The organism is Staphylococcus sp. GDX8P54P (genome assembly GCF_017893165.1).
GTDB classification, from domain to species: domain Bacteria; phylum Bacillota; class Bacilli; order Staphylococcales; family Staphylococcaceae; genus Staphylococcus; species Staphylococcus borealis.
Map to the genome: position 1 here is coordinate 65,261 of NZ_JAESMM010000009.1, position 22,872 is coordinate 88,132.

Below are 22,872 nucleotides of genomic sequence, written 5' to 3' on the forward strand. Positions count from 1 at the left end.
CCCCTATGTTAAATATGACATGAATGTTGTTGCTAAACCAAAGTAAATTAACATACTTACAATATCATTTATCGTTGTAATAAATGGTCCACTGGCTACAGCTGGATCAATATTCAATTTATTCATAAACAATGGAATCATAGAACCAACTAATGTACCAACTGTCATCGCAATAGTCAGACTGCCACCTACAATTAAAGCTAAAAATGGTTGTCTATAAATGACAACGATGATAATAAATAAGACAGTGGCACACACTAATCCTGATAGTAAGCCACTTCCCGCTTCTCTTAAAGCAACCTTAAATTTACTTTGTTCATCAATTTCTCCAGTTGAAATATTACGTACAGACACCGCTAATGATTGCGTACCAGAGTTCCCAGACATACCACTAATAATTGGTATAAATGCTGCTAACAACGCAACTTGTGATAATGTTGATTCAAAACTTCCTAATATTGTGGCAGTAATCATTCCTAAAAATGTAAGTATGATTAACCAAGGTAGTCGTTTAGTCGCAGTTTTGACAACAGAATCATTCGTTGAGTCGATATCAGATACCCCGGCTAAACGTGAGTAGTCTTCACTCGCTTCTTCATCCATGACATCTAAGATATCATCGATTGTAATAATACCTAATAAATGTTGTTGATAATCAATAACTGGCATAGCGATAAAGTCATAATCTCTCATCTTTTGTGCTACATCTTCTTGGTCATCAGCTACATTAACACTAATGACACGTTCACTCATGATATCTTCGATGTAAGCATCATTTTCTGCTACGATTAAATCTCTTAAAGATAATACACCAACTAATTGTCCGTCCGTGTTTACGGCAAAAATAACATAAATTGTTTCGGCATCTGGTGCTTGTTCTTTTACTAACATCAATGCTTCTTTAACCGGTGTATTCACATCAAGCGAAATATATTCCGTCGTCATTATACCGCCGGCTGTATCTTCTTCGTAATGTAATAGATGCTTAATTTCATTTGCATCTTCACGATTCATTAATGTTAACAAGCTAGCTACTTTCGGTTTTGACAGCTCATTTAAAATGTCTACGGCATTATCGGAAGACATTTCTTCTAATACTTTACTCGCATAATGCGCATTCATCGTATCAAAGAGGTCCTCATATGCTTCATCATCAATCTCTAATTGTTCAAAGAATTCCCCAACTTCTTGTGGTGATAAAAATTCAAATATTTTTTGTCTGTTCTCATTCGTTGTATCTTCAAAGTATTCACTTTGTTCATATTCATGCATTGCTAGAAATTCTTCTCTAAAACGATCAATATCATCTTGTATTAATAACTCGTCTAACAAATTTTGGTTATAGACTTCCTCATTGTTATAGTCATTATTTTCTGTTTCTAATGACAACGTCAGCACCTCCAAATCTTATTATAATTCTGTATATATCTTGTCTAGCCATTTATAATCTATCTCTATCTCAATCTCTTTATTATAAATCGGATGTATGAATGTCACTTTATAGCATTGTAAAGATTGCGTATGAATAGTAGGATGACTTCCCTCATATAAATCATCGCCTACAAGTGGATGCCCAATATAATTAAAATGAACGCGTATTTGGTGTGTACGCCCGGTATGTAATTTAATTTCACATAGGCTCGCATTAGGTTTATGCGCAATCGCTTTATACGATGTTTTAGCGTATTTCCCCGAATTATCTACCTTCCTAGTGATAATACTTTGACTGTCTCTTGCAATTGGCGCTTCGATCACACCATCGATTGACGTTTGACCATAACACACGCACATATATCGTTTATCTAGAGCCATCATCGACATTAAATGATGGATATGCCCATACTTAGCAAATACAACAATGCCACGAGTATTACGATCTAAACGTGTAACAATATGCGGTACAATCACCGAATGCATAAATTGTCCATCATTCAAATAGTACAATACGCGTTCTATCAAACTATCATGTGGATGTTCTCTTGATGGTGTACTATTTAAATGATGCGGTTTAGAAACAATAATTAAATAGTCGTCTTCATATAGCACTTCAACAGGGTTGTTAGAAGGTATTAAATACGCACTAGGTATTTCTTCAGGCAACTCAATGGTTAATTCATCACCCGGCATCATCATTTTCCTTACGGTGACATGCTTATTATTAATAATTAAAGCGCCATTAAGTTTAATGGCGCTAATTGTCTTTTTAGAGTATTGATGACGCTGTAAAAAAGACTTAAGCAGTTCATTATGCTGAATCTTATATACAAATTTCATCGACCATCTTCACTCTCTATAAATGAATCATGTACCCTTTTCCAGAATGGGAATGGTCTAAATCTAGCAAATCGAACTTTCTCGTTCGCTACTCTAAATTGGATACCATTGACATTTTTATGTTTTAAACTCACATGATCAATTGTGGTAAGTATCGTGTCGTGATTAACTGGTGTGATTAAGCATGTATGATGCTTAGGCAAAACAAGTGGTGACCCCACTGTTCTAAAAACTCTATTATTGATAGAAGCAATTTCAGCGATTTGCATGGCTTCAAGTGAAGGATGTATTAACGCACCACCTAATGCTTTATTATAGGCAGTAGAACCTGATGGTGTTGAAATACATAATCCATCCCCTCTAAAACGCTCAAATTGTTTTCCACGAATACCTACATCCACAACGAGTGTCGATCCATTTTCAGTCTTCATCGTTGCTTCATTTAAAGCTAAATAACGTGTTTCATAACCATTGTCATTGTATCTCACAATAATTTCTAACAATGGATATTCAATGACTTGAAATTCAGAATTATTAATTTCGATAATTAATTTTTCCACTTCATGAGGCAACCAATCAGCATAAAACCCTAAATGGCCTGTATGTACACCGACAAACGCCACCTGTGACAACATATGACTATATTGGTGAAAAGCTTGGAGCAACGTTCCATCTCCACCTACCGAAATCACTATTTCTGGATTAACGGCATCTTCTACCATATGGAAGTCTTTCATATGATTTATCATTTTATGCTTTAATGCATTAGATTTCGAATCACCTTTTGACAAGATTGTATAACGCATCCCCACACCTCATTAGTCATGTTTTTTTGCACGTTTTTGAGAATAATATTTCTGTGCTTCTTGAATTTCATCTTTAATCTCAGACATTTCCTCGTCTAGAAGATATGCCGCTTCTGCTGCACGTTCAAGACGATGCTGAATTTCTGCTGGATAATCACCGTCATATTTATATCTAAGTGTATGTTCGATGGTAGCCCAGAAATTCATCGCTAATGTTCGAATTTGGATTTCCGCTAAAATAGCTTTCTGACCATTTAGCGTTTCAATTGGGTACTCAATAATCACATGATATGAACGATAACCACTTTGTTTCGTATTATTAATATAGTCACGTTCTTCAATTACCTTGAAATCCTGGCGCTGTCTAAGCATATTAACCACAACGTCGATATCATCCACAAATTGACACATCATTCTTAGACCGGCAATATCATACATCTCTTCACGTAGTCGATCAAATGGTATACCCCTTTTATTCGCCTTATCAATAATACTCGTAATTGGTTTTACTCGACCAGTAACGAATTCAATGGGTGAAGCATCTTCTCCAACTTCATATTGCTTACGCAAACCTTTTAATTTTACCTTCAACTCATCAACGGCTTGTTTATATGGTGTTAAAAATTGATCCCATTGATTCATATTGTTTCACTCCGCTTCACTTTAGGTCAAAAGTTTCTTCAACAGCTGAAACAAACTCCTTACCATAGTTATTATTTCCTTCAACATTCTCAAGGATATAATCTAATTCCTCTTGAAAATGTTCTAATTCCAATTCATCGTTTACAATTAATTTCTTGCCTCTATTCTCATGCAACATGGACCATGTTTCTTGAACGAAAATCAAGTAATCATACGATTGTCCATCATCTAATAAGTAGGCAAATCCATAATTATCACTATCAACAAGCATTTGCCCTACTTCTACTAACCCATCAGTTGGATCTTCTGAGTAGCAATAAATGCCATCGTCTTTAATTTTAATTTCATTTACATAAATACGCATGCTTGTTCCTCCTTATTATTCTTTACTAGTTTAACATAATTCAACTGCATAACACACGTTTGAAATGCACTTATTAATCGTTTAGTCCTGTTCAATTAACGCCGTTACGTCGCCGTTAGACACATCATTTTAAAATCTATACTTTTTTGCTCATATTTACTTATTTCACACAACTTTAATTACTTTAAATTTTGATACAACTCAGTCATAATGTATTACAATAAATGGATTTCGAGGTGCTAGTTATGGCTACAAATAATGAAATTGAATTCAAACAATTACTAAATAAAGACGTGTACGATAAATTTAAGCATGCATTTTTCGAACATAAAGAACCTTTTACTCAAACAAACTATTATATTGATACGCCAAGTTTCACATTACGTAATCATAAGTCAGCATTACGTATTCGCGTTAAAAATGATACATACGAAATGACCTTAAAAGTACCAGCCGAAGTAGGTTTAATGGAATACAATCATATGGTGACGTATCATCCAAACACTGGTGATGTGATATCCACGCACACATTACCGCATGATATTCGAGACATTATTGAATCATACGGTGTTAATGACAATGAACTCACTATATTAGGTGCACTAACAACAGCGCGTCTGGAAACAACTTATCAAGATGAATTATTAGTATTAGATAGAAGTGATTATTTCGACAAGGTTGATTATGAATTAGAATTTGAAGTTAATGATTATAACAGTGGCTTGCAGAAATTTAATAAGCTATTAAATGAATTTAATCTTGAACACACTGTACCTAAAAATAAAGTACAACGTTTCTTCGATTACAAGAATCAAATTGAGAACTAATCCAACGTCATTGTAAAAAGTCAAATTACTTTTAAATGTAAAAATTCATGTTATATTAGTAATATATTAATGGAAATTGGTGATATTATGTCTAAAACGCCATACGATATTATAGGTGAAACAGCGCTCTACAATATGATTGATCATTTCTATTCCTTAGTCGAAAAAGATGATAGAATCAATCATTTGTTTCCTGGGGATTTTGCCGAAACGAGTAGAAAACAAAAACAATTTCTCACTCAATTTCTTGGTGGACCAAACCTATATACTGAAGAACACGGACATCCGATGTTAAAAAAGAGACACATGGAATTTAAAATAACAACTTACGAAAGAGATGCATGGTTAGAAAATATGCATATTGCAATAACCGATGCGCAATTTCCAGCTGGCGTCGGAGATTACTTATATGAACGATTACGTCTAACCGCAAATCACATGGTAAATTCCTAAATATAATTGAAGGTGAGTAAAACATGGCTGAAGAACTAAAAATCGTAGACAATAAAAGTCGTGAAGATGCTAATCTGTCACCTGTAAATAAAATTGAAATTTATTCATTTTTCGATCCGTTTAATGCAGATTGCTTTAAATTATCAGCGATTATTTCTAAATTAAGAATTGAATATAATCAATATATCCGTATCAGACATATTCTAAACCCTTCATTGAAAGTACTTACTAAGTGCCAAGCTCAAAGTACCTCTGATTTTGATAATATCGCCTTAGCTTATAAAGCCGCTGAATTACAAGGGCGTTTAAGAGCAGAGCGTTTTATACATTTAATGCAAAATGAAATCATCCCTAAGAAGGATATTATTACGGAAGAGATGATTTGTGACTGTATCATCAACGCAGGTTTAGATTACAATGAATTTAAAGAAGATCTACAAAAGCGCAAACTAACTGAAAGTTTAAAAATAGATTTACACATTGCTCGAGAAATGGAAATTGAACAGGCTCCTTCACTTGTATTTTTCAGTGAAGATGTTCATGAGGAAGGACTCAAAGTCGAAGGATTATATCCATATCATATATATACTTACATCATTAACGAATTAATGGGTACCCCAATTGAGAAAAATCTTCCACCAAAAATTGAGGAATATATTCAAAAGAAACAACTTGTCACTATGGAAGAATTATTAACCATTTACGAGTGGCCCGAAAAGTTATTGACCAAAGAACTAAAAAAATTGGCGTTACAACAAAAAGTTGAAAAACTTCAATATCCTGAAGGCGATTTTTGGCAATCAAAAATGCCTAGAATTTAATTAAAAACAACCAATCATTGCAGAGTCGCTTTGATTGGTTGTTTTTTTGATTGTTTAACTTAATTAAGGTTGTACAACCCCATTTTTTATTTTCACATTACTTCCTTTTTGAAGCTTATCAAATTGATGCTTTGGCAACACAACAACTCTATCTCCCTGCTTTGTCTTAATAGTCACTGTATATAATGTCTCTTTAGCTTTCATTTGATGTTTTAACATATTCATTTGATAGTTAACGCTATGTTTATGTTCTTGAGATGAATTAGCAATCATATAATAAAATAGCCAATTGTTATAGAAGTTTGTTGCCATAAATTGTGATGGTACTGAAGCATTTGGACTATATTTGTAATTAGGATTTAAAAGTGCACGTGTTTGATGATTGTAGCGACTTGAATGATATGTGTTTTTAGCTTTAGTATTATGAGCTATATTACTCGTTTTAGACGCTTGCGCTGCAGCACGTTGGCTGGACAGTCTTGATGCACGAGAAGCGTTAACTGCACTAGAGCGATTCATAGATGAACTTGAAGACGATGTCGTTCTAGTTGCTGCACTACTTGAAGATGCACTGCTTGAACTTGAAGACGATGAACTACTTGATGTGCCACCATTTGAAGTTGTAGCATGTAGCTGATGATGTGGCATTTCAAACATATAAAGTAAGCTCACAATACTAATGCAACTTATCAACTTTACTATTTTGTTCACTAAGTCGTCACCCTCCTATTTAGTTACTTGATCTTTTGAAATTACTTTTCCTTCTACATCATCATCGCCATAAGTCATATACGGTGGTCGATAGACATGTATATTTTTACCATCTTTAATGATGTAAGGTTTTTCATTACCATCGCTTAATATATGTTCATAAACATGATCTAAACTTGTGCGTTCAATATGTGGGTGCTTTTCTTTATCATTATATTTAATTTCAACATTAGGCGAATCTTCATCACCATCATTTAAGACTTCGTAATATACATACTCAAATTTTTCTGATTTCTTACTGTCATTTGATGGTTCCTTTTGTTCCCCATCGTCACAAGCAGCTAAAACGATTGTTAAGCAAATCATAGACAATAACAAAGTAAATTTTTTCATTGATATCCCCTTTCAAATTGATTAAATATAAAATTAAATCACAACTTAATTTTAACAAATTAATATTAAAAATCATCATATGATAGAAAAGGGAATAAAACTATTTATAAATTAAGAGATAATAAACTGAGATGGTTATTAAAAAAGTATAAAAAAAACGCCGTGTCTGATTACACGACGCTAAACAAAGGGGATGGGAGAAATTTTTCACTTCAAACAAAGGGGTATGTTTGTTATGTGATTAATTTCATGTTCATAATATAACACGGTAAAATAGGTGTTTCAATAATAAAGTCCCCTTATTTTTAAATTGTCACAAACTTGCCATATTGTAAACGTATACAGTTATTTTAAGCTTTCATTAACTTTTCAAACGCATCTAATTTTTGCTCGAAAACTTCACAAGCTTGCTCAATAGGTTCTGGAGATGTCATATCCACACCTGCATTTTTCAGAATTTCAATTGGGTAATTAGAACTTCCTTTTTTCAAGAATTCATTAATATATCTATCTACAGCTGGTTTACCCTCAGTAAGAATTTGATGACTTAAACTTTGTGCGGCACTATAACCTGTTGCATATTGATATACATAATAGTTCATATAGAAGTGAGGAATACGTGACCATTCTTTGCTAATATTGTCATCTGTTTCAACAACATCACCAAAATATTGTTGATTCAATTTAGCATATTCCTCATTCATACGTGTTGCCGTCAATGGTTCACCCGCTTCTTCAATTTGATGAATTTTATGCTCAAATTCTGCAAACATTGTTTGACGGAATAAAGTCGCTCTGAATCTTTCAAGTTCTTGATTTAACAATAATAAACGACGTTCATCATCTAAATGTTTATCCATATAATCACTTAATAACGCTTCATTACAAGTTGATGCAACTTCAGCAACAAAGATTGAATAGTCACTAGAATTTGATGGTTGATATTTACGACTGAAATAACTATGTGCTGAATGACCAAACTCATGAATTAATGTATATAAGTCAGAGACAGTATCTGACCAGTTTAATAGAATAAACGGATTAGTTAAGTGCGCACCAGATGAGTAACCACCTGAACGTTTACCTTTATTCTCATATACGTCTACCCAACGATTATTTAAACCTTCTTTAACAACATCAAGATATGTTTCACCCATTGGCTCTAACGCTTTAAGCATCCATTCTTTCGCTTCTTCATAAGGCATTTCAAATTTAACATCTTTGACCATAGGTGTGTATAAATCGTACATTTTTAAGTCGTCGATATTTAATAATTCTTTTCTTAATTTCGTATATCTGTGTAATAATGGTAAATATTTATGCACGGTCTTAATCAAATTATCGTACACTTCTTCAGGAATATGGTTGTTACTTAACGCACGTTCACGCGCAGTTTTATAATGATGTGTACGTGCATTAAACACATTCTTCTTAACTTCACCTGCTAAAGTTGATCCTAACGTATTATTATAAGCACCATATGCTTTATATAAATTATTATATGCAGATTGACGTAATACTCGATCATCTGATTCTAAATATTTAATAAAAGTGCCTTGCGTTAATGGATGTTTCTCACCATTTTTATCGACCGCATCTTCAAATTCCAAATCAGCATTACTGAACATACCATATACATTACTTGGTGTAGATAATGCATCTTGTGCTTCAGTTAATAATCTTTCTTGTTCTGCATCTAAAATGTGTGGTCGTTTTTCGTTAATCAATTTCAAGTCAAATTCGTAACGTTTTAAATCATTATTCTCATTAATAAAAGTTTGTAGTTTATCTTCATCAATTTGAAGTATTTCAGGTACTAAGAAACTCCATGCTGAACTTATTTTAATGATAAGTTGATGCGCACGTGATTCAAAACCAGTATATTTATCATTTGATGTGTCTTGGTCTTGTTTTAAATGTGCATATACATATACTTTTTCAAGTTTAGTACCAATTTCATCTTCTAATGATAACGCATTGTATAACGTTTCCGAGCTATCACCTAAGTGTCCTTTAAATTGTTCTTCTTTACCTAGATAACCTTCAACCTCTTTTAATGCGGCTTCGAAAGCTTCATCACTCTCAAAAATTGTTGTTAAATCCCACGTATCATTTGGATATTTACGTTCTTGCTCTTCTCTTGTTAATTGTTGACTCATATAGTAAACCTCCTATAATAACTAATGGTATAATTTTCTCATTATTCCCTTTGAATTGCACGTTTTAACTATATTTCCTGTAATGATTAATGAGTTCTGAGACAACATGATCCATAGAAATAATGTTAAGGTACATCTGTCTAAATTTAAGAAAGTCTTTTAAACACTGATGCACATCACGTTCTTGTTGATTCAATAATTCCAATTGTAATTGCCACTGAACTGGATGATTCTCAATGTAGAGTTGATAAGGGAATATGTATCCGAAGTTACGATAAACAGCTTCATCTGACAACCTTAATTGATACATTGCACTTAAAGAAGGTTCAAGGACAGAATTTTGTCTTCTACATTGATTCAAGTAATGATGTATTTCAGATTTCATTAGCTTGAAAATGTGTTGATATGGTGGAGACATTATATTAATCTGATTCACTAATTCATTGATTTCAATGACTGTTTGTTTTGCGATAAATTGTTTGCCACCAATATGCTGAATTTGACTATATAAAACAATGCACTTATTCTCATGATTCCATACATATAAACACCTGTTAATTGGATGTATAAAATGTGCTTGAAATGAATTGAGATATAGCCTTCCTCTATGATATCGACAATCTTTAATCAACCAAATGACTTCCATATTCAGTTGTTTAAACCCCTTTGTTCGTTCTAAGATTTCTTCTATAGTTATTCTAGAAAATTGAATTTCAATGACAAATTTTAAGTTGACTAGTATATCTGGAAATTGTTGTATCGTCTGGCAATAAGGCTCAATTTGAACGTGATAATGCTGTTGTGATAACATCTTCGCAATGAAGCACTTTACAAAGTAATGTTGTTCCGATTCTTGCTTCGCACAATAACTTACGCTATCCACTTTATGCGCGAAATGCGGGATTTTCTTTGTGCCACGTTTTAGCAATAGTTGTGATCTACAATGTGGACAAAAATAACTGTCTTGTTGCTTTGCACGATGCGCATATACTTGCTCGCCTTGTTGATTTATAGCCATTAACATAAATTTCACTCACCTCATAAGATTAAACGTTTGAGATGGTGATTTTACTTCTCAACACAAAAAACCGAAGCAATATTTATTGCCTCGGTAAAAACCTTTCATTATTCAACCGTATCTGGGAAATAACGACGGACTTGTGCAGTGACGTTATGACTCATAATAATCTTAGCATAATCGTTTAAATACACTTCAGTTTTATCAGTTGGATATGCAAATTCTAACATTTGACTATAACTATCATTAATAGTCTCTTGACTCACTGTTTCATCAAAGTGAACAGCATAATAATATTTATTATCATTCATATATAATAAATCTTCAAATTCATCAGTTGATAAATTATGATGATAAGCATAACTTATCACTTGTTCTAAATCATCGAATTTAACAATAACTGTTCTAATATTAGATCGTTGTTTCGTTTGCTTTTGTTCAGATTTATGCGCTTGTTTTTGTTGCGCTCTTTGTTCGAATAAGTTTTCAATACTGTCTTCATTTTCCAATGTATTTGCAAGTAATTCATTAACCTGTTCTTCAAACTGTTCATTCGCATCTTCATCTGACATATGCATAGCGTCTTCATTTTTAGATTTAGAAATCGTAACTTCCACACCTTTTTCGAAGGCATGTACTTGTATCCAAAGTGGGCCTTCAACTACGAAGTCCTCTTCTTCATTGATTTCATCCATCATTGACCAGAAGAATTCTTCGCCTCTTTTACGGTTCGTCCATAAATCTTCACGACTAAATCCTCTAGCTTCAATATCACTATAAGTTATAAATAATTTGACTGTTGTGTCATCAACGCGTTCTATTCTCATATCATCTCACTCCTTACAGTCGATGAATAGTAACCATATTGTATTAGAACGTGATGGAAATTACAATTTATTTGTTTGATTAAATTTAACTATTTTATAATCGTTATATATACTAACATATTCCCTTTTAGAGTTACAAAAAGGGAGTGGAACAGAATTCTTTTTAAATTCGTCGTCCCACCCCCGCAAGGATGACTAGAACTGAGAAAAGCTTAATTAAAGCGCCTTCTCAGTTCAGTCAGCTACTGCAAATTTACAAAATAGCTTCATTATATTAATTATGTCCCAGTCTCTTCATAATATTATAATCTTCAATTAAATTTTAAAATTAATCTACAAGACGTTGCGCTTCTTGTAATTGGAAAGTACGAACCTTTCTAGGTAAGAAACGTCTAATTTCATCTTCGTTATAACCAACTTGTAAACGTTTTTCATCTAAAATAATTGGACGACGTAAAAGTCCAGGATTATCTTGGATGATTGCATAAAGATCTTGTAATGGTAAAGAATCAATATCAACGTTTAATTTTTGGTATGTTTTAGAACGAGTAGAAATAATTTCATCAGTTCCGTCTTCAGTCATTTTTAAAATTTGTTTGATTTCATCAATTGTTAAATGTTCAGAAAAAATGTTACGCTCCGTATATGGAATGTCATGTTCTTGTAACCATGCTTTCGCTTTACGGCAAGATGTGCAACTTGGTGAAGTAAATAATGTTACCATACATCTCACTCTCCTATTGAATGAATATTATTCATTATTTTTAAATTTATTGATTAAGAAATAATCGTTTATTTAGTCCTCTTAACCTTACAATGTAAGTATAACTATCTAACATTAAAATTAAATGAGAAAATCCTAATTTTTCTGAGAAATCTCAAATTTTCTAAAAACCTAACTTTAAAGGCTTAGAATTAACGTATAACTACATACTAACATAACTTACATTTTAAAGAAATACTGTTATAATTTAAATAATATGAATTAAAACTAAGAAAGTAGGCATCTAATATGGAGACATTATTTTCAGGAATTCAACCTAGTGGCATACCCACAATTGGTAATTATATTGGCGCATTGAAACAATTTGCTGATGTACAAAATGATTACGATTGTTATTTTTGCATTGTTGACCAACATGCAATCACAGTGCCGCAAGATAAAATCAAGTTGCGTAAACAAATACGTCAACTTGCAGCTATTTATTTAGCATCAGGAATCAACCCGGAAAAAGCGACCTTATTTATACAATCTGAAGTCCCAGCACACGTACAAGCTGGTTGGATGCTCACAACAATCTCAAGCGTGGGTGAACTTGAACGTATGACTCAATATAAAGATAAAGCTCAAAAGCGAACTGATGGTATTCCAGCTGGACTGCTAACTTACCCACCATTAATGGCTGCAGATATTGTTATTTACAATACTAACATTGTTCCAGTTGGTGAAGACCAAAAACAACATATGGAATTAACTCGAAACTTAGTTGAACGCTTTAATAGTCGTTATAATGACGTTCTAGTTAAGCCAGAAATTCGCATGCCTAAAGTAGGTGGCCGTGTAATGAGTTTACAAGATCCAACTAAGAAAATGAGTAAAAGTGATGACAATCAAAAAAACTTTATTTCATTACTAGATGAACCTAACGTGGCTGCTAAGAAGATTAAAAGTGCTGTAACAGATTCAGATGGCATTATTAAATTTGATCGAGATAACAAACCAGGTATATCAAATTTATTAACAATCTACTCTAGCCTAACAAATGAATCTATTAAAGATTTAGAAGCTAAATACGAAAATGAAGGATACGGAAAATTCAAAACCGACTTATCAGAAATCGTCAAAGATTTCTTAATTGATTTCCAAAAGAAATACGATGAATTTTATCATTCAGACAAATTAGATGAAATACTAGATCATGGTCGTGATAAAGCCCAAAAAGCCTCATTCAAAACATTGAAAAAAATAGAACGCGCTATGGGACTAGGGCGTAAACGATAATAATAAAAAAGTGAGATGACTTAACTCATCTCACTTTTTTATTACCTATTTTTAGTTATTTTCTCCCTTTAGGGTTAAATGCATCTTTAAGTCCCTCACCAACAAAGTTAATACTTAGTATTGTAAACATAATCATTAGTGCAGGGGGCATCCATATCCAGGGCTTAGAACTAATAATGTCGCCTTCTTGTGCATCACTTAACATGTTCCCCCATGAAGGAATGGATTTACTAATCCCAAATCCTAAAAAGCTCAAACCAGATTCTACTACAATCATTCCTGCAAAAGTTAACGTAGCTTGCACAATAACTACACTTAAAATATTAGGTAATAAATGCTTTAAAATAATTTTATGTGTGGGCGTACCAATCGATTTCGCAGCTAAGAAATATTCATTTTCTTTTTCTTGCATGACTTTCCCACGTACTAATCTAGCAATACCTCCCCAACTAAGAACGATAATAACTGCTACTAAAATAATCGCTGAGCCGTATGGATTTTTAATTTTATCACCAAGCGCAGCATTTAAAACGATTGCGAAAATTAAAAACGGAAAAAGCATTACAAATTCAGTGACACGCATTAATAGGGTATCAAGTATGCCTCCAAAATAACCTGATATGACACCTATTGCTATCCCAATTACTAGCATACCAATCGTAGAAACTAATCCAATTGTCAACGACATTCTTCCTGCAAATAATAATCTACTGAAATTATCTCTACCTCCGGAGTCGGTTCCTAATATATTTTGAGAAGTCATGTCACCTTTGATATTTAATAAATCTTGCTGATTAATAGGCAACGGTGCTAATAATGGTGCAATAATTGATATAATGGCTACTAAAATTAAAAATACTAATGATGCCATAGCAATTTTATTCTTGGCAAATTTGTGTAAGGCAATCTTTGTAGGTGAAGATGCTTTTTTTACAGTTTTTAAGTGATTACGTCGTTTGGTCATCATTTACCTTTACCTCTTCTCATTTTAATTACTACGAATTCTAGGATCGACAAAATTATAAGTTATATCAGATATAAGATTTCCAAATAACCCCAAAAATGAAAAGAATAACGTTAACGCCATCATTAATGGATAATCTTGCCCAGTTACTGATTCTAAAAACAATTTACCAATACCATTAAAAGAAAAAATTGTTTCAGTAATAACCGCGCCGCCTAAGATACTTACAATATCAGCTCCTAAAAACGTAATGATTGGAATTAATGAGTTACGCAAAATATGTTTATTATAAATTTTATTCATTGATAAACCTTTTGCTTTAGCAGTTAAAACATAGTCTTTATTAGCATTATCAATAATATCGTTTCTTAAATACTGAATATAACCGGCAGTTGATAATAATCCCAACGTTAAAGCAGGTAAAATCGTATGATAGAGCTTACTCAAATAGTATGCAAAACTTCCTTCTTGAAGATTAATATTGACTGACCCTTGAAAAGGAAATATCGGGAATTGAAATGCAAATAGATAAATTGCAAATACACCCGCAATAAATGAAGGAATAGCCAGCATAACGTAGTTAAAAACTTGAATAGTATAGTCTCCTATTGAATATGCATATCTTCCTGAAACAATTCCTAGAATAAACGATAATATATATGTAATTATTAGAGATACAACACCAAGCAATATTGTATTAGGCAAGCGTTCAATAATTAAATCAAATACTGGTCGCTTATATTTAATAGATTCTCCTAAATGACCATGTGCTACATTTTCAATCCATCTGACATATTGCGTTGGTATAGAATCATTGAGACCTAATTTTTCTCTCTGAGCGGCAATTGCCTCTTGCTTAACATGAGGGTTGTATTGTCCACTAAAAGGATCACCTGGTTGAATTATTGCTAAGCTAAATACCACGATTGATATCAAAAACAATAATGGTATCATTAAAAGAAATCGTTTTAAGATGAGTTTTATCATTTCGCATTCACCCTTTCAGTAAAGAAGCAAGCAACATGATGTTGTGATTTTATTTCTTCTAGTTTCGGTCCTTGCTCGCGACATTTATCTTGTACAATCGGACATCTAGTGTGGAATGGGCATCCTTTAGGTGGATTACTTGGAGATGGTAATTCTCCCTTCAAAATAATTCTATTTCCCTTAGCCTGATTAAATTGGGGTATAGACGAAATTAAAGCCTTAGTATAAGGGTGTTGTGGATTTTTATATAACTCAGTACTATCTGCGATTTCCACCATATGTCCTAAGTACATAACACCTATCACATCACTAATATGTTTCACTACACTCAAATCATGAGCTATAAATAAATAGCTTAAATTAAATTCTTTTTGTAGATCTTTCATAAGATTTAATACTTGAGACTGAACAGATACATCTAAGGCACTCACAGGTTCATCAGCTACAATAAGTTTTGGTCTAATTGCTAGCGCTCTAGCTATACCTATTCTCTGTCTTTGTCCCCCTGAAAATTGGTGTGCATATTTGTAATACGTATCCTCACTCATCCCTACGCAGTTTAATAAATACATTACTTCATCTTTAAGTTTCTTTTTATCAACTACATGGTAATTTTGTAACGGTTCGCCTATGATATCTCCAACCATTTGCATTGGATTTAACGAAGCATAGGGGTCTTGAAATATCATTTGAAAATTTTTACGCGCTTCTCGTAATTTTTTCCCATTTAATTGCGTAATATCAACATCATTAATTTTAATTTCACCCGATGTTATATTTTCTAATCGAACGATAGATTTTCCAAGCGTTGACTTACCACATCCTGATTCTCCTACTAAACCAAATGTTTGTCCTTTTTTAATTGTAAAAGAAACATCATCTACTGCTTTAACGTATTGTGTTGGTTTAAAAAGTCCTGATTTAATAGGATAATATGTTTTTAAATTCTGTATTTCTAAGATGTTATCCATTTTTTCTTCCCCTCTATTGGTCTAATAGATGACAGCGTACTTGACTACCATCCCTACTCATAAGTTTTGGTTCTCGTTGGTTACATAATTCCATTCTGACTTCGCATCTATTCGCAAAACGACATTGATTTTTATTAAACTCAGTTATACTGGGTACCATGCCATCAATCACTTCTAAATACTCTACACTTTCATTTAACTTTGGAATTGTACGAAGTAATTTCTTAGTATATGGGTGTTTAGGATGATTTAAAATTTGATGTAGTTCCCCAAATTCAACAATTTGTCCAGCGTACATGACGATGACTTTATCACAAAATTCCGATACGACACTTAAATCATGCGTAACCAGAATAATTGATATGTTATTTTTTTGCTGTAATTTTTTTAGTAATTCAAGAATTTGTGCTTGTATCGTTACATCTAACGCTGTAGTCGGTTCGTCAGCAATTAATAATTTTGGGTTACAAGAAATTGCAATCGCAATCATCACTCTTTGTCGCATCCCACCGGATAATTGATGCGGATAGCTATTTAGTACTTCTTCTACTCGAGCTATCCCTACTTGTTGTAACAATTCTTTAGCCAACACATATGCTTCTTTTTTCGTTTTATGTAAATGTAAAATAATAGGTTCTATTAATTGATTTTTGATTTTAAATACAGGATTCAGTGCCGTCATAGGCTCTTGAAACACCATACCGATATCTTTCCCTCTAATTTTTCGGTATTCACTTTCACTAGCATTTTGTAGCGCTTTACCGTCGAATATCATTTTACCGTGTGTGATTTTAGATATTTTTTCTGGTAAGAGTTTTACAATTGACTTATTTAAGATTGATTTGCCACATCCAGATTCTCCAACAATTCCAAGTGTTTCATTACTTTTTAATTTAAAAGAAATTTGATCAATTGTAGGGTACCAGTTATTGTTGATATTAATAGATGTTTCTAATTCATTTATTTCTAATAAATAACGATTCATGCTTTACTCCAATCAATAAACCTCGACTAAAGTCGAGGTTCATCTTTTATTCTTTAGTTATTTGATATAAATCCTTATCTGAGCCAATTGAGATATCAACATTTCTCACTTTATCATTGACTACTGTAATAGTATCTAATTGAACAATTGGTAATGCTGGAAGAACTTCATTAGTATGTTTTTGCCATTGTAGATAAATATCTTTACGTTTTTTATCATTATTACCAACTTTATTAAAATCTAACGCATCATCTAATAATTTATCTGATGTTTTATCGGTAGTACGCATTTCATTTTGTGGTCTATCCGTATGATATAAATCTGAAGGATCTGGATCAGAACCGCCTGTCCATGTTCTGAAATATACTTCCATATCTTTAGAAGCACTCGCTAAATCATCGTTATATTTACCAAACTCAACCATTTTTACATTCGTTTTTAATCCTACTTTTTCCCAGAAATCTTTAATAGCCGCAGTTCTAGGTTCAAATGTAGGGTTTGAGCCTGAATAATGTTTTAAGTTAATTTCAAAAGGTTTACCGTTAGGATCTTCTCTGAAGCCATCTCCATTTCTATCTTTATATCCTAATTTATCTAACATTTTTTTAGCTTTTTCAGGATCGTAACTATAGTTATTTAAGTCTTTTTGATCGGCTGCAATCCAATGGATAGATGGAACAAAGCTATTTAGTTCTTTACCATAACCTTGATAAAATGCTTTAATCCATTTTTTTCTATCAATTGCATATAACATTGCTTGTCTAAGTTCTTTTTCTTTATATTTAGGACGTTCTGCACCAGTTTTATTCTTCTCTTTATCATAATCATGAGATACAAAACCAATAACAGAATAGTCTGTACCTGGTGTTGATAATACTTTAAGTTTTCCATCTCCAGATTTTTTAGCTTCTTGAGCAATACTACCTGTAGTAGAATCAGTCATATCAATTTCGCCATTTTTCATAGCTTTCACAATTTGTGTTTGATCAATAACTTTTAAATTAATTTTGTCTAAACTTGGTTTACCTTGCCAATAATCATTAAATTTCTCTAATTGAACTGCTTCACCTTGAACAACTTTTGTCACCTTATAAGGTCCAATACCAATTGGATGTTTTCTGATTTTATCTGATTTCGCTAAATCTTTAACTGCTACATCACTTAAATATTTTTTACTTAATAATGGACCAGCAAAGAAGCCTTCAAGATAATTTACTTTCTTCTCTTTAAAAGTAACTTCCATAGAATAATCATCTAGTTTTTTCAATCCACTAATCGTGTCCGCTTTGCCTTCATGTTTTTCTTTAGCACCTTCGATGTTTTCAACGATAGGGAAATAACTACCTTCATAATCTTTGTCTGCTAAAACATTTAACGTATAAATCCAGTCATCAATTTTAAACTCATTACCATCTTGCCATTTAATGCCTTTTTTAATTGTAAATTTAATCTTCTTACCTGGATCAATATCTTTCCATGAAGCAATAAATGGTTTAGGTTTCATATTTTTATCTAGTTTAATTAATGATTCATTATAATAAGCTTCGACTGCTGAGTCTGAAGCATCTGAACTCAACACAGATGACAGTGTTCCTGAAGGAGCAGCATTTAAACCTACGTTTAATACTCCACCTTTGTGATTAGATGTTTCTGTTTTTGACATATCCTTTGAATTTTCATCCTGTTTTCCTTTTCCACATGCACTCAATACTAATACTGCTACTAGTAAGAGTATTAAATATTTACCAATGACTTTCACTCACATCAATCCTCCTGTTGATTCTAAGATGTTTTTCTTATTTTACTTCTAAAATAAAAATTAACAAGTTAAATTTTAGAATTTTCAGATAACATTTTAATTATTAACTTTCAATTAATTTAAATTTCCCACAAAAATACAACCTAACTATCTCATTCGTAGCTAGGCTGCATTTTGACACGCTTTATTCATTTTTCTTTTTCTTACCAGTTTCTCTATCAATTGATTTGTCCATATATGCATGTTTTAATGAATAATCTCCACCAATTTGGTGATACTCAATACCTTTTAATTGTGGATTTCTTAATGAAGCAGCACCTTTTTGATAAATTGGTGCTACAGGTGCATCATTTAAGAAAATTTCCTCAGCTTGGCGCATAGCAGCAAATCTCTCGTTTGGTTTTTGTAGTAAACTACCGTTCGCTTTTTTTAATAAGTTGTCATATTCTTTACTACTCCAACCAGTGTTGTTTTGAGCGTTTCCTGTTGTCATCGTATCTAAGAAAGTAATTGGATCAGGATAATCTGGTCCCCAACCTGATAATGACATTGAGTAATTCATCGTCAATTCAGCTTGAACTCTTTGTTTAAAAGGTAATTGCTTAACTTTTACCGTTACTCCTGGTAGATTATTTTCAATTTGAGATTTAATAAATTCCGCAGAAATTTTAGAATCTGGTGTATCTTCAGTATTTAATGTGAAGGTAAATTCATCTTTACCTAGTGCTTTCTTCGCTTTTTCTAAATGTTCTTTTGCTTTTTTAGGATCGTACTTTAGTGGTGAATTTACAGTATCAGCATAATCTTTGCCATCTGGTGTTTTAGCTGTTCCACGTGCAGTAAAGCCATCAAACGGTTTTGCACCTGTACCAAGCACTTCATTAACGTAGTCCTTTTTATTAATTGCTTGAGCAATCGCATATCTCATGTCTTTATTTTTAAATTCTGGTTGTTCTTTCTGGTTTAGTTTCAAAAAGAATGTAGATGCTAATAAACGTTTGAATAACGCTGGACTATCTTTATACTTGTCTACTTGTTCAGAAGTTATACCTGCGACATCAACAGAACCTGTATCGTATAATGAGGCACCAGCTTGTGTATCTTTCAATATTTTATAGTTGACTCTATCCAATTTAACATGGTTTTTATCCCAATAATCATTATTTTTAGTTAACATAATTTTATCTTCTACAGCCCACTTATCAATTTTAAAAGGACCATTATAAACAGTTTTATCAGCAGTAGTACCATAAGATTTACCATATTTTTTTACTACTTTTTCATTTTGTGGCATAAACGTACCAAAAGCTAACATTTGTTGAAAATAAGGAATTGGCTTTGTTAACTCAACTTGTAATGTGTAATCATCTAATGCTTTTACTCCTAAATCTTTAGGTTTCTTACCATTTTTATTTAAATTAATATCTTCTGCATTTTTCAAATCGTACATTATGTATGCATATTCTGATGCAGTTTTTGGATCAACAGCTTTACGCCATGCAAATACAAAATCATGTGCCGTTACCGGGTCCCCATTAGACCATTTTGCATCTTTACGTAATTTAATTGTCCACGTTTTTCCACCATTTGACTTTTTAGGTTGTCCTTTTGCGACACCTGGTACAGCTTCATCTTTACCATTAAGTGAATATAACCCTTCGAATACTTGATTGTAGATTGTAAATGAAACTGTATCTGTAGCTAGCGTTGAATCAAGTGTATTTATATCTGAAGAAGTGGCAACTCGATATGTTTGCCCACTATCATCATATAATCCACCACCTTTACCACATGCACTTAATAGTAAAGTAGTTACAATTAAACCTAAAATCACTTTGAAGTTAATTTTTCTCATAACAATTTCATCCTCCTTCCCCAGTATTAAACGCTTTGCGTTAGATGCTGTTCTTTTAATTGAGCCGCTTCTTCATCAGTAACAAAGACAAAATGGCCAGGTCTAATTTCTTGAAGGCTTCGCTCACTATTTTTAGATTCATCATCTTTGTATGCTACACGTTTACGTGTTCTTTCACTATCTGGGTCGGGTTGTGGAATCGCTGATAACAATGATTTAGTGTATTCATGTAATGGATGATAGTATATTTCATCGGCAGAACCCAACTCTACAATTTTCCCAAAATGCATCACTGCGATACGATCTGAAATATATTTAACCATAGATAAGTCATGTGCAATAAATAAGAAAGTAATACCTCGTTCTCGTTGTAGTTTCAACATTAAGTTAACAACTTGCGCTTGAATCGATACATCTAGCGCTGAAATTGGTTCATCCGCAATGATAAATTCTGGTTCAACGGCCAACGCACGTGCAATACCAATACGCTGTCTTTGTCCACCTGAGAATTCATGAGGATACCTGTTTGCGTGCTCCTTACTTAAACCTACTGTTTCAAGCAAATCATATACACGTCGTTTACGATCTTTTTTACCACTAGCTAATTTATGAATATCAATGCCTTCAGCAACGATATCCATTACCTTTAACCTAGGATTAAGAGATGCGTATGGATCTTGAAATATCATTTGAATTTTTTTATTGAATTTCAATAAATCTTTACGTTTAGAAATTTTCTGAATATCTTGACCTTCATATAAAATTTCTCCACTAGTGATGTCATTTAATTTAATAATTGCCTTTCCTGTTGTTGATTTACCACATCCTGACTCTCCAACTAACCCTAGTGTTTCTCCTTTATAAATGTCAAAAGAGATGTCCTCTATGGCTCTTACTTCATTTCGTTTACCTTCATTAAAATATTGTTTTAAATTTTTAATTTCTAATAATATTTCATTATTCTTATCCATCGAACGACACCCTTTCTACTTGACGTGGTTTGTCGTAATTATTAGGCATTTGGCGCTGTCTCTTCATCACCATTTCTGGTGGTGCTACTTTAGGCGCTCTTTCATCTAATAACCAAGATTTAACAAAATGAGTTGGTGATACTTTAAACCATGGTGGTTCTTGTTTGAAATCAATATCTAAAGCGTATTGACTTCGTCGAGCAAATGCATCCCCTTTAGGTGGATGTAGTAAATCAGGAGGTGTCCCTGGAATTGCAATTAATTCTGTATCATTGCTCGTAGTTAAATCAGGCATAGATGATAGTAATCCCCAAGTATATGGATGCTTTGGATCATAGAAGATTTCATCTACATCCCCCGTTTCCACCATTTGTCCGCCATACATGACAGCAACCCTATCTGCAATATTTGCTACAACACCTAAATCATGTGTTATGAATATAATTGAAGTATCAATTTTTTGTTGCAATTCTTTCATTAAGTCTAATATCTGTGCTTGCATAGTAACGTCTAAGGCAGTTGTTGGTTCATCAGCGATTAATATTTTCGGTTCACAAGCCAAAGCTGTTGCGATAACAATCCTTTGTCTTTGCCCACCAGAGAATTGATGTGGATACGCTTTGAAACGTTTTTCTGCATTAGGTAATCCTACTAAATTCAATATTTCTAGCGCACGTTTTTTAGCGTCCGCCTTATTATAATTTTTATGCTTGATAAGTGGTTCCATAACTTGCTTACCAATTTGCATCGTTGGATTAAGCGATGTCATTGGATCTTGGAATATCATTGAAATGTCTTTACCACGTAATTTAATAAGCTCATTTTCAGATTTGACGGCCAAATCTTCGCCCAAGAAATCAATTTTCCCTTTTTTTATTCTTCCAACATCCCCTTGGAATAATTTAGTGATTGCTTTTGTCGTTACGGATTTACCCGAACCAGACTCGCCTACTATTGCTAACGTTTCTCCTTTGTTCAAATAAAAATCTACACCTCTAACTGCCTGCACTTCCCCTGCCGTAATGTCAAAGGAAACATGCAAGTCGTTTACTTCTAAAACTCTTTCTGACATAACCTTTGCCT

At 32.8% G+C, this 22,872-nt stretch carries 23 protein-coding genes; 4 read left to right on the forward strand and 19 right to left on the reverse strand.

All coding sequences use genetic code 11. The features are described from left to right. Positions 1–3: 3 nt before the first annotated feature. The 5 genes from mgtE to KA909_RS03985 are packed head-to-tail and all read right to left on the reverse strand — an operon-like array spanning position 4 to position 4,086. Positions 4–1,389: a magnesium transporter gene (gene mgtE / locus KA909_RS03965; protein WP_053029688.1), complete on the reverse strand. Its 1,386-nt coding sequence runs from the start codon at positions 1,387–1,389 to the stop codon at positions 4–6. Between the two features lie 21 nt (positions 1,390–1,410). After that, positions 1,411–2,274, reverse strand: a complete 864-nt coding sequence (locus tag KA909_RS03970; RefSeq protein WP_193839553.1) for an RluA family pseudouridine synthase — start codon at positions 2,272–2,274, stop codon at positions 1,411–1,413. Further along, entirely contained in the window at positions 2,271–3,080 is an 810-nt protein-coding gene (locus KA909_RS03975; protein WP_011276221.1) for an NAD kinase, read from the reverse strand. The genes KA909_RS03970 and KA909_RS03975 overlap by 4 nt, the downstream gene beginning before the upstream one ends. A 12-nt stretch (positions 3,081–3,092) precedes the next feature. Next, a complete protein-coding gene (yjbM, locus tag KA909_RS03980; protein WP_011276222.1) occupies positions 3,093–3,722 on the reverse strand; it encodes a GTP diphosphokinase in 630 nt (209 codons plus the stop codon). 16 nt (positions 3,723–3,738) lie between these two features. After that, on the reverse strand, positions 3,739–4,086 hold the full coding sequence (locus KA909_RS03985) for a UPF0738 family protein (protein WP_070855082.1): 348 nt from the start codon (positions 4,084–4,086) through the stop codon (positions 3,739–3,741). Positions 4,087–4,331: 245 nt separating this feature from the next. On the opposite strand from KA909_RS03985, the gene KA909_RS03990 reads away from it, so the two are divergent. From KA909_RS03990 to yjbH, 3 genes are all read left to right on the forward strand, one after another. Further along, a complete protein-coding gene (locus tag KA909_RS03990; protein WP_193839555.1) occupies positions 4,332–4,913 on the forward strand; it encodes a CYTH domain-containing protein in 582 nt (193 codons plus the stop codon). A gap of 87 nt (positions 4,914–5,000) precedes the next feature. Then, positions 5,001–5,366: a truncated hemoglobin YjbI gene (locus KA909_RS03995; protein WP_053030005.1), complete on the forward strand. Its 366-nt coding sequence runs from the start codon at positions 5,001–5,003 to the stop codon at positions 5,364–5,366. A 23-nt stretch (positions 5,367–5,389) separates the two neighbouring features. Next, a complete protein-coding gene (yjbH, locus tag KA909_RS04000; protein WP_053029700.1) occupies positions 5,390–6,187 on the forward strand; it encodes a protease adaptor protein YjbH in 798 nt (265 codons plus the stop codon). 63 nt (positions 6,188–6,250) lie between these two features. Here the strand turns inward: yjbH and KA909_RS04005 are convergent, their stop codons facing one another. The 6 genes from KA909_RS04005 to spxA form a co-directional block, all read right to left on the reverse strand. Then, complete coding sequence (locus KA909_RS04005) at positions 6,251–6,898, reverse strand: hypothetical protein (RefSeq protein ID WP_075108380.1); 648 nt, start codon at positions 6,896–6,898, stop codon at positions 6,251–6,253. A 15-nt stretch (positions 6,899–6,913) separates the two neighbouring features. Then, positions 6,914–7,291 carry a hypothetical protein gene (locus KA909_RS04010; RefSeq protein WP_053029704.1) on the reverse strand — a complete coding sequence of 126 codons (378 nt, stop codon included), beginning with the start codon at positions 7,289–7,291 and terminating at the stop codon, positions 6,914–6,916. 350 nt (positions 7,292–7,641) lie between these two features. Next, the gene (pepF, locus tag KA909_RS04015; RefSeq protein ID WP_193839558.1) at positions 7,642–9,450 is read right to left on the reverse strand and encodes an oligoendopeptidase F; all 1,809 of its coding nucleotides are present in this window, start codon (positions 9,448–9,450) and stop codon (positions 7,642–7,644) included. Between the two features lie 64 nt (positions 9,451–9,514). After that, on the reverse strand, positions 9,515–10,474 hold the full coding sequence (locus KA909_RS04020; protein ID WP_210129980.1) for a competence protein CoiA: 960 nt from the start codon (positions 10,472–10,474) through the stop codon (positions 9,515–9,517). Between the two features lie 101 nt (positions 10,475–10,575). After that, a complete protein-coding gene (gene mecA, locus KA909_RS04025; RefSeq protein ID WP_053029709.1) occupies positions 10,576–11,295 on the reverse strand; it encodes an adaptor protein MecA in 720 nt (239 codons plus the stop codon). A gap of 328 nt (positions 11,296–11,623) precedes the next feature. Further along, positions 11,624–12,019, reverse strand: a complete 396-nt coding sequence (gene spxA, locus KA909_RS04030; protein ID WP_011276230.1) for a transcriptional regulator SpxA — start codon at positions 12,017–12,019, stop codon at positions 11,624–11,626. Between the two features lie 288 nt (positions 12,020–12,307). On the opposite strand from spxA, the gene trpS reads away from it, so the two are divergent. Then, a complete protein-coding gene (gene trpS, locus KA909_RS04035) occupies positions 12,308–13,297 on the forward strand; it encodes a tryptophan--tRNA ligase (protein WP_210129981.1) in 990 nt (329 codons plus the stop codon). Positions 13,298–13,352: 55 nt separating this feature from the next. On the opposite strand, the gene opp4C is transcribed toward trpS, so the two are convergent. The 8 genes from opp4C to KA909_RS04075 all read right to left on the reverse strand — a co-directional run bounded on the left by opp4C (position 13,353) and on the right by KA909_RS04075 (position 22,861). Continuing rightward, complete coding sequence (gene opp4C / locus KA909_RS04040; protein ID WP_142237127.1) at positions 13,353–14,261, reverse strand: oligopeptide ABC transporter permease; 909 nt, start codon at positions 14,259–14,261, stop codon at positions 13,353–13,355. Positions 14,262–14,285: 24 nt separating this feature from the next. Further along, positions 14,286–15,248, reverse strand: a complete 963-nt coding sequence (opp4B, locus tag KA909_RS04045; RefSeq protein ID WP_210129982.1) for an oligopeptide ABC transporter permease — start codon at positions 15,246–15,248, stop codon at positions 14,286–14,288. Then, positions 15,245–16,219, reverse strand: coding sequence for an ABC transporter ATP-binding protein (locus KA909_RS04050; RefSeq protein WP_193839561.1), 975 nt, complete (start codon positions 16,217–16,219; stop codon positions 15,245–15,247). Before KA909_RS04050 ends, opp4B begins: the two co-directional genes overlap by 4 nt. A gap of 13 nt (positions 16,220–16,232) precedes the next feature. After that, entirely contained in the window at positions 16,233–17,204 is a 972-nt protein-coding gene (locus KA909_RS04055) for an ABC transporter ATP-binding protein (RefSeq protein WP_210129983.1), read from the reverse strand. A gap of 46 nt (positions 17,205–17,250) precedes the next feature. Then, entirely contained in the window at positions 17,251–18,963 is a 1,713-nt protein-coding gene (gene opp4A, locus KA909_RS04060; protein WP_210125441.1) for an oligopeptide ABC transporter substrate-binding protein, read from the reverse strand. Between the two features lie 184 nt (positions 18,964–19,147). Further along, positions 19,148–20,818, reverse strand: a complete 1,671-nt coding sequence (locus tag KA909_RS04065) for a peptide ABC transporter substrate-binding protein (RefSeq protein ID WP_210125442.1) — start codon at positions 20,816–20,818, stop codon at positions 19,148–19,150. A 26-nt stretch (positions 20,819–20,844) separates the two neighbouring features. Continuing rightward, positions 20,845–21,789, reverse strand: a complete 945-nt coding sequence (locus tag KA909_RS04070) for an ABC transporter ATP-binding protein (protein WP_053029727.1) — start codon at positions 21,787–21,789, stop codon at positions 20,845–20,847. Continuing rightward, positions 21,782–22,861 (reverse strand): ABC transporter ATP-binding protein, encoded by a 1,080-nt coding sequence (locus tag KA909_RS04075; RefSeq protein ID WP_053029729.1) that lies wholly within the window; start codon positions 22,859–22,861, stop codon positions 21,782–21,784. Before KA909_RS04075 ends, KA909_RS04070 begins: the two co-directional genes overlap by 8 nt. Between the last annotated feature and the right edge of the window lie 11 nt (positions 22,862–22,872).

Coding starts and splice junctions, on each gene's coding strand:
- KA909_RS03995 (WP_053030005.1), top strand. CDS start 5,001: ATGTCTAAAACGCCATACGATATTATAGGTGAAACAGCGCTCTACAAT.
- spxA (WP_011276230.1), bottom strand. CDS start 12,019: ATGGTAACATTATTTACTTCACCAAGTTGCACATCTTGCCGTAAAGCG.
- opp4C (WP_142237127.1), bottom strand. CDS start 14,261: ATGACCAAACGACGTAATCACTTAAAAACTGTAAAAAAAGCATCTTCA.
- mecA (WP_053029709.1), bottom strand. CDS start 11,295: ATGAGAATAGAACGCGTTGATGACACAACAGTCAAATTATTTATAACT.
- KA909_RS03990 (WP_193839555.1), top strand. CDS start 4,332: ATGGCTACAAATAATGAAATTGAATTCAAACAATTACTAAATAAAGAC.
- yjbM (WP_011276222.1), bottom strand. CDS start 3,722: ATGAATCAATGGGATCAATTTTTAACACCATATAAACAAGCCGTTGAT.
- KA909_RS04055 (WP_210129983.1), bottom strand. CDS start 17,204: ATGAATCGTTATTTATTAGAAATAAATGAATTAGAAACATCTATTAAT.
- KA909_RS03970 (WP_193839553.1), bottom strand. CDS start 2,274: ATGAAATTTGTATATAAGATTCAGCATAATGAACTGCTTAAGTCTTTT.
- KA909_RS04065 (WP_210125442.1), bottom strand. CDS start 20,818: ATGAGAAAAATTAACTTCAAAGTGATTTTAGGTTTAATTGTAACTACT.
- KA909_RS04070 (WP_053029727.1), bottom strand. CDS start 21,789: ATGGATAAGAATAATGAAATATTATTAGAAATTAAAAATTTAAAACAA.
- KA909_RS04010 (WP_053029704.1), bottom strand. CDS start 7,291: ATGAAAAAATTTACTTTGTTATTGTCTATGATTTGCTTAACAATCGTT.
- KA909_RS03985 (WP_070855082.1), bottom strand. CDS start 4,086: ATGCGTATTTATGTAAATGAAATTAAAATTAAAGACGATGGCATTTAT.
- yjbH (WP_053029700.1), top strand. CDS start 5,390: ATGGCTGAAGAACTAAAAATCGTAGACAATAAAAGTCGTGAAGATGCT.
- KA909_RS04075 (WP_053029729.1), bottom strand. CDS start 22,861: ATGTCAGAAAGAGTTTTAGAAGTAAACGACTTGCATGTTTCCTTTGAC.
- KA909_RS03975 (WP_011276221.1), bottom strand. CDS start 3,080: ATGCGTTATACAATCTTGTCAAAAGGTGATTCGAAATCTAATGCATTA.
- opp4B (WP_210129982.1), bottom strand. CDS start 15,248: ATGATAAAACTCATCTTAAAACGATTTCTTTTAATGATACCATTATTG.
- KA909_RS04020 (WP_210129980.1), bottom strand. CDS start 10,474: ATGTTAATGGCTATAAATCAACAAGGCGAGCAAGTATATGCGCATCGT.
- pepF (WP_193839558.1), bottom strand. CDS start 9,450: ATGAGTCAACAATTAACAAGAGAAGAGCAAGAACGTAAATATCCAAAT.
- KA909_RS04050 (WP_193839561.1), bottom strand. CDS start 16,219: ATGGATAACATCTTAGAAATACAGAATTTAAAAACATATTATCCTATT.
- trpS (WP_210129981.1), top strand. CDS start 12,308: ATGGAGACATTATTTTCAGGAATTCAACCTAGTGGCATACCCACAATT.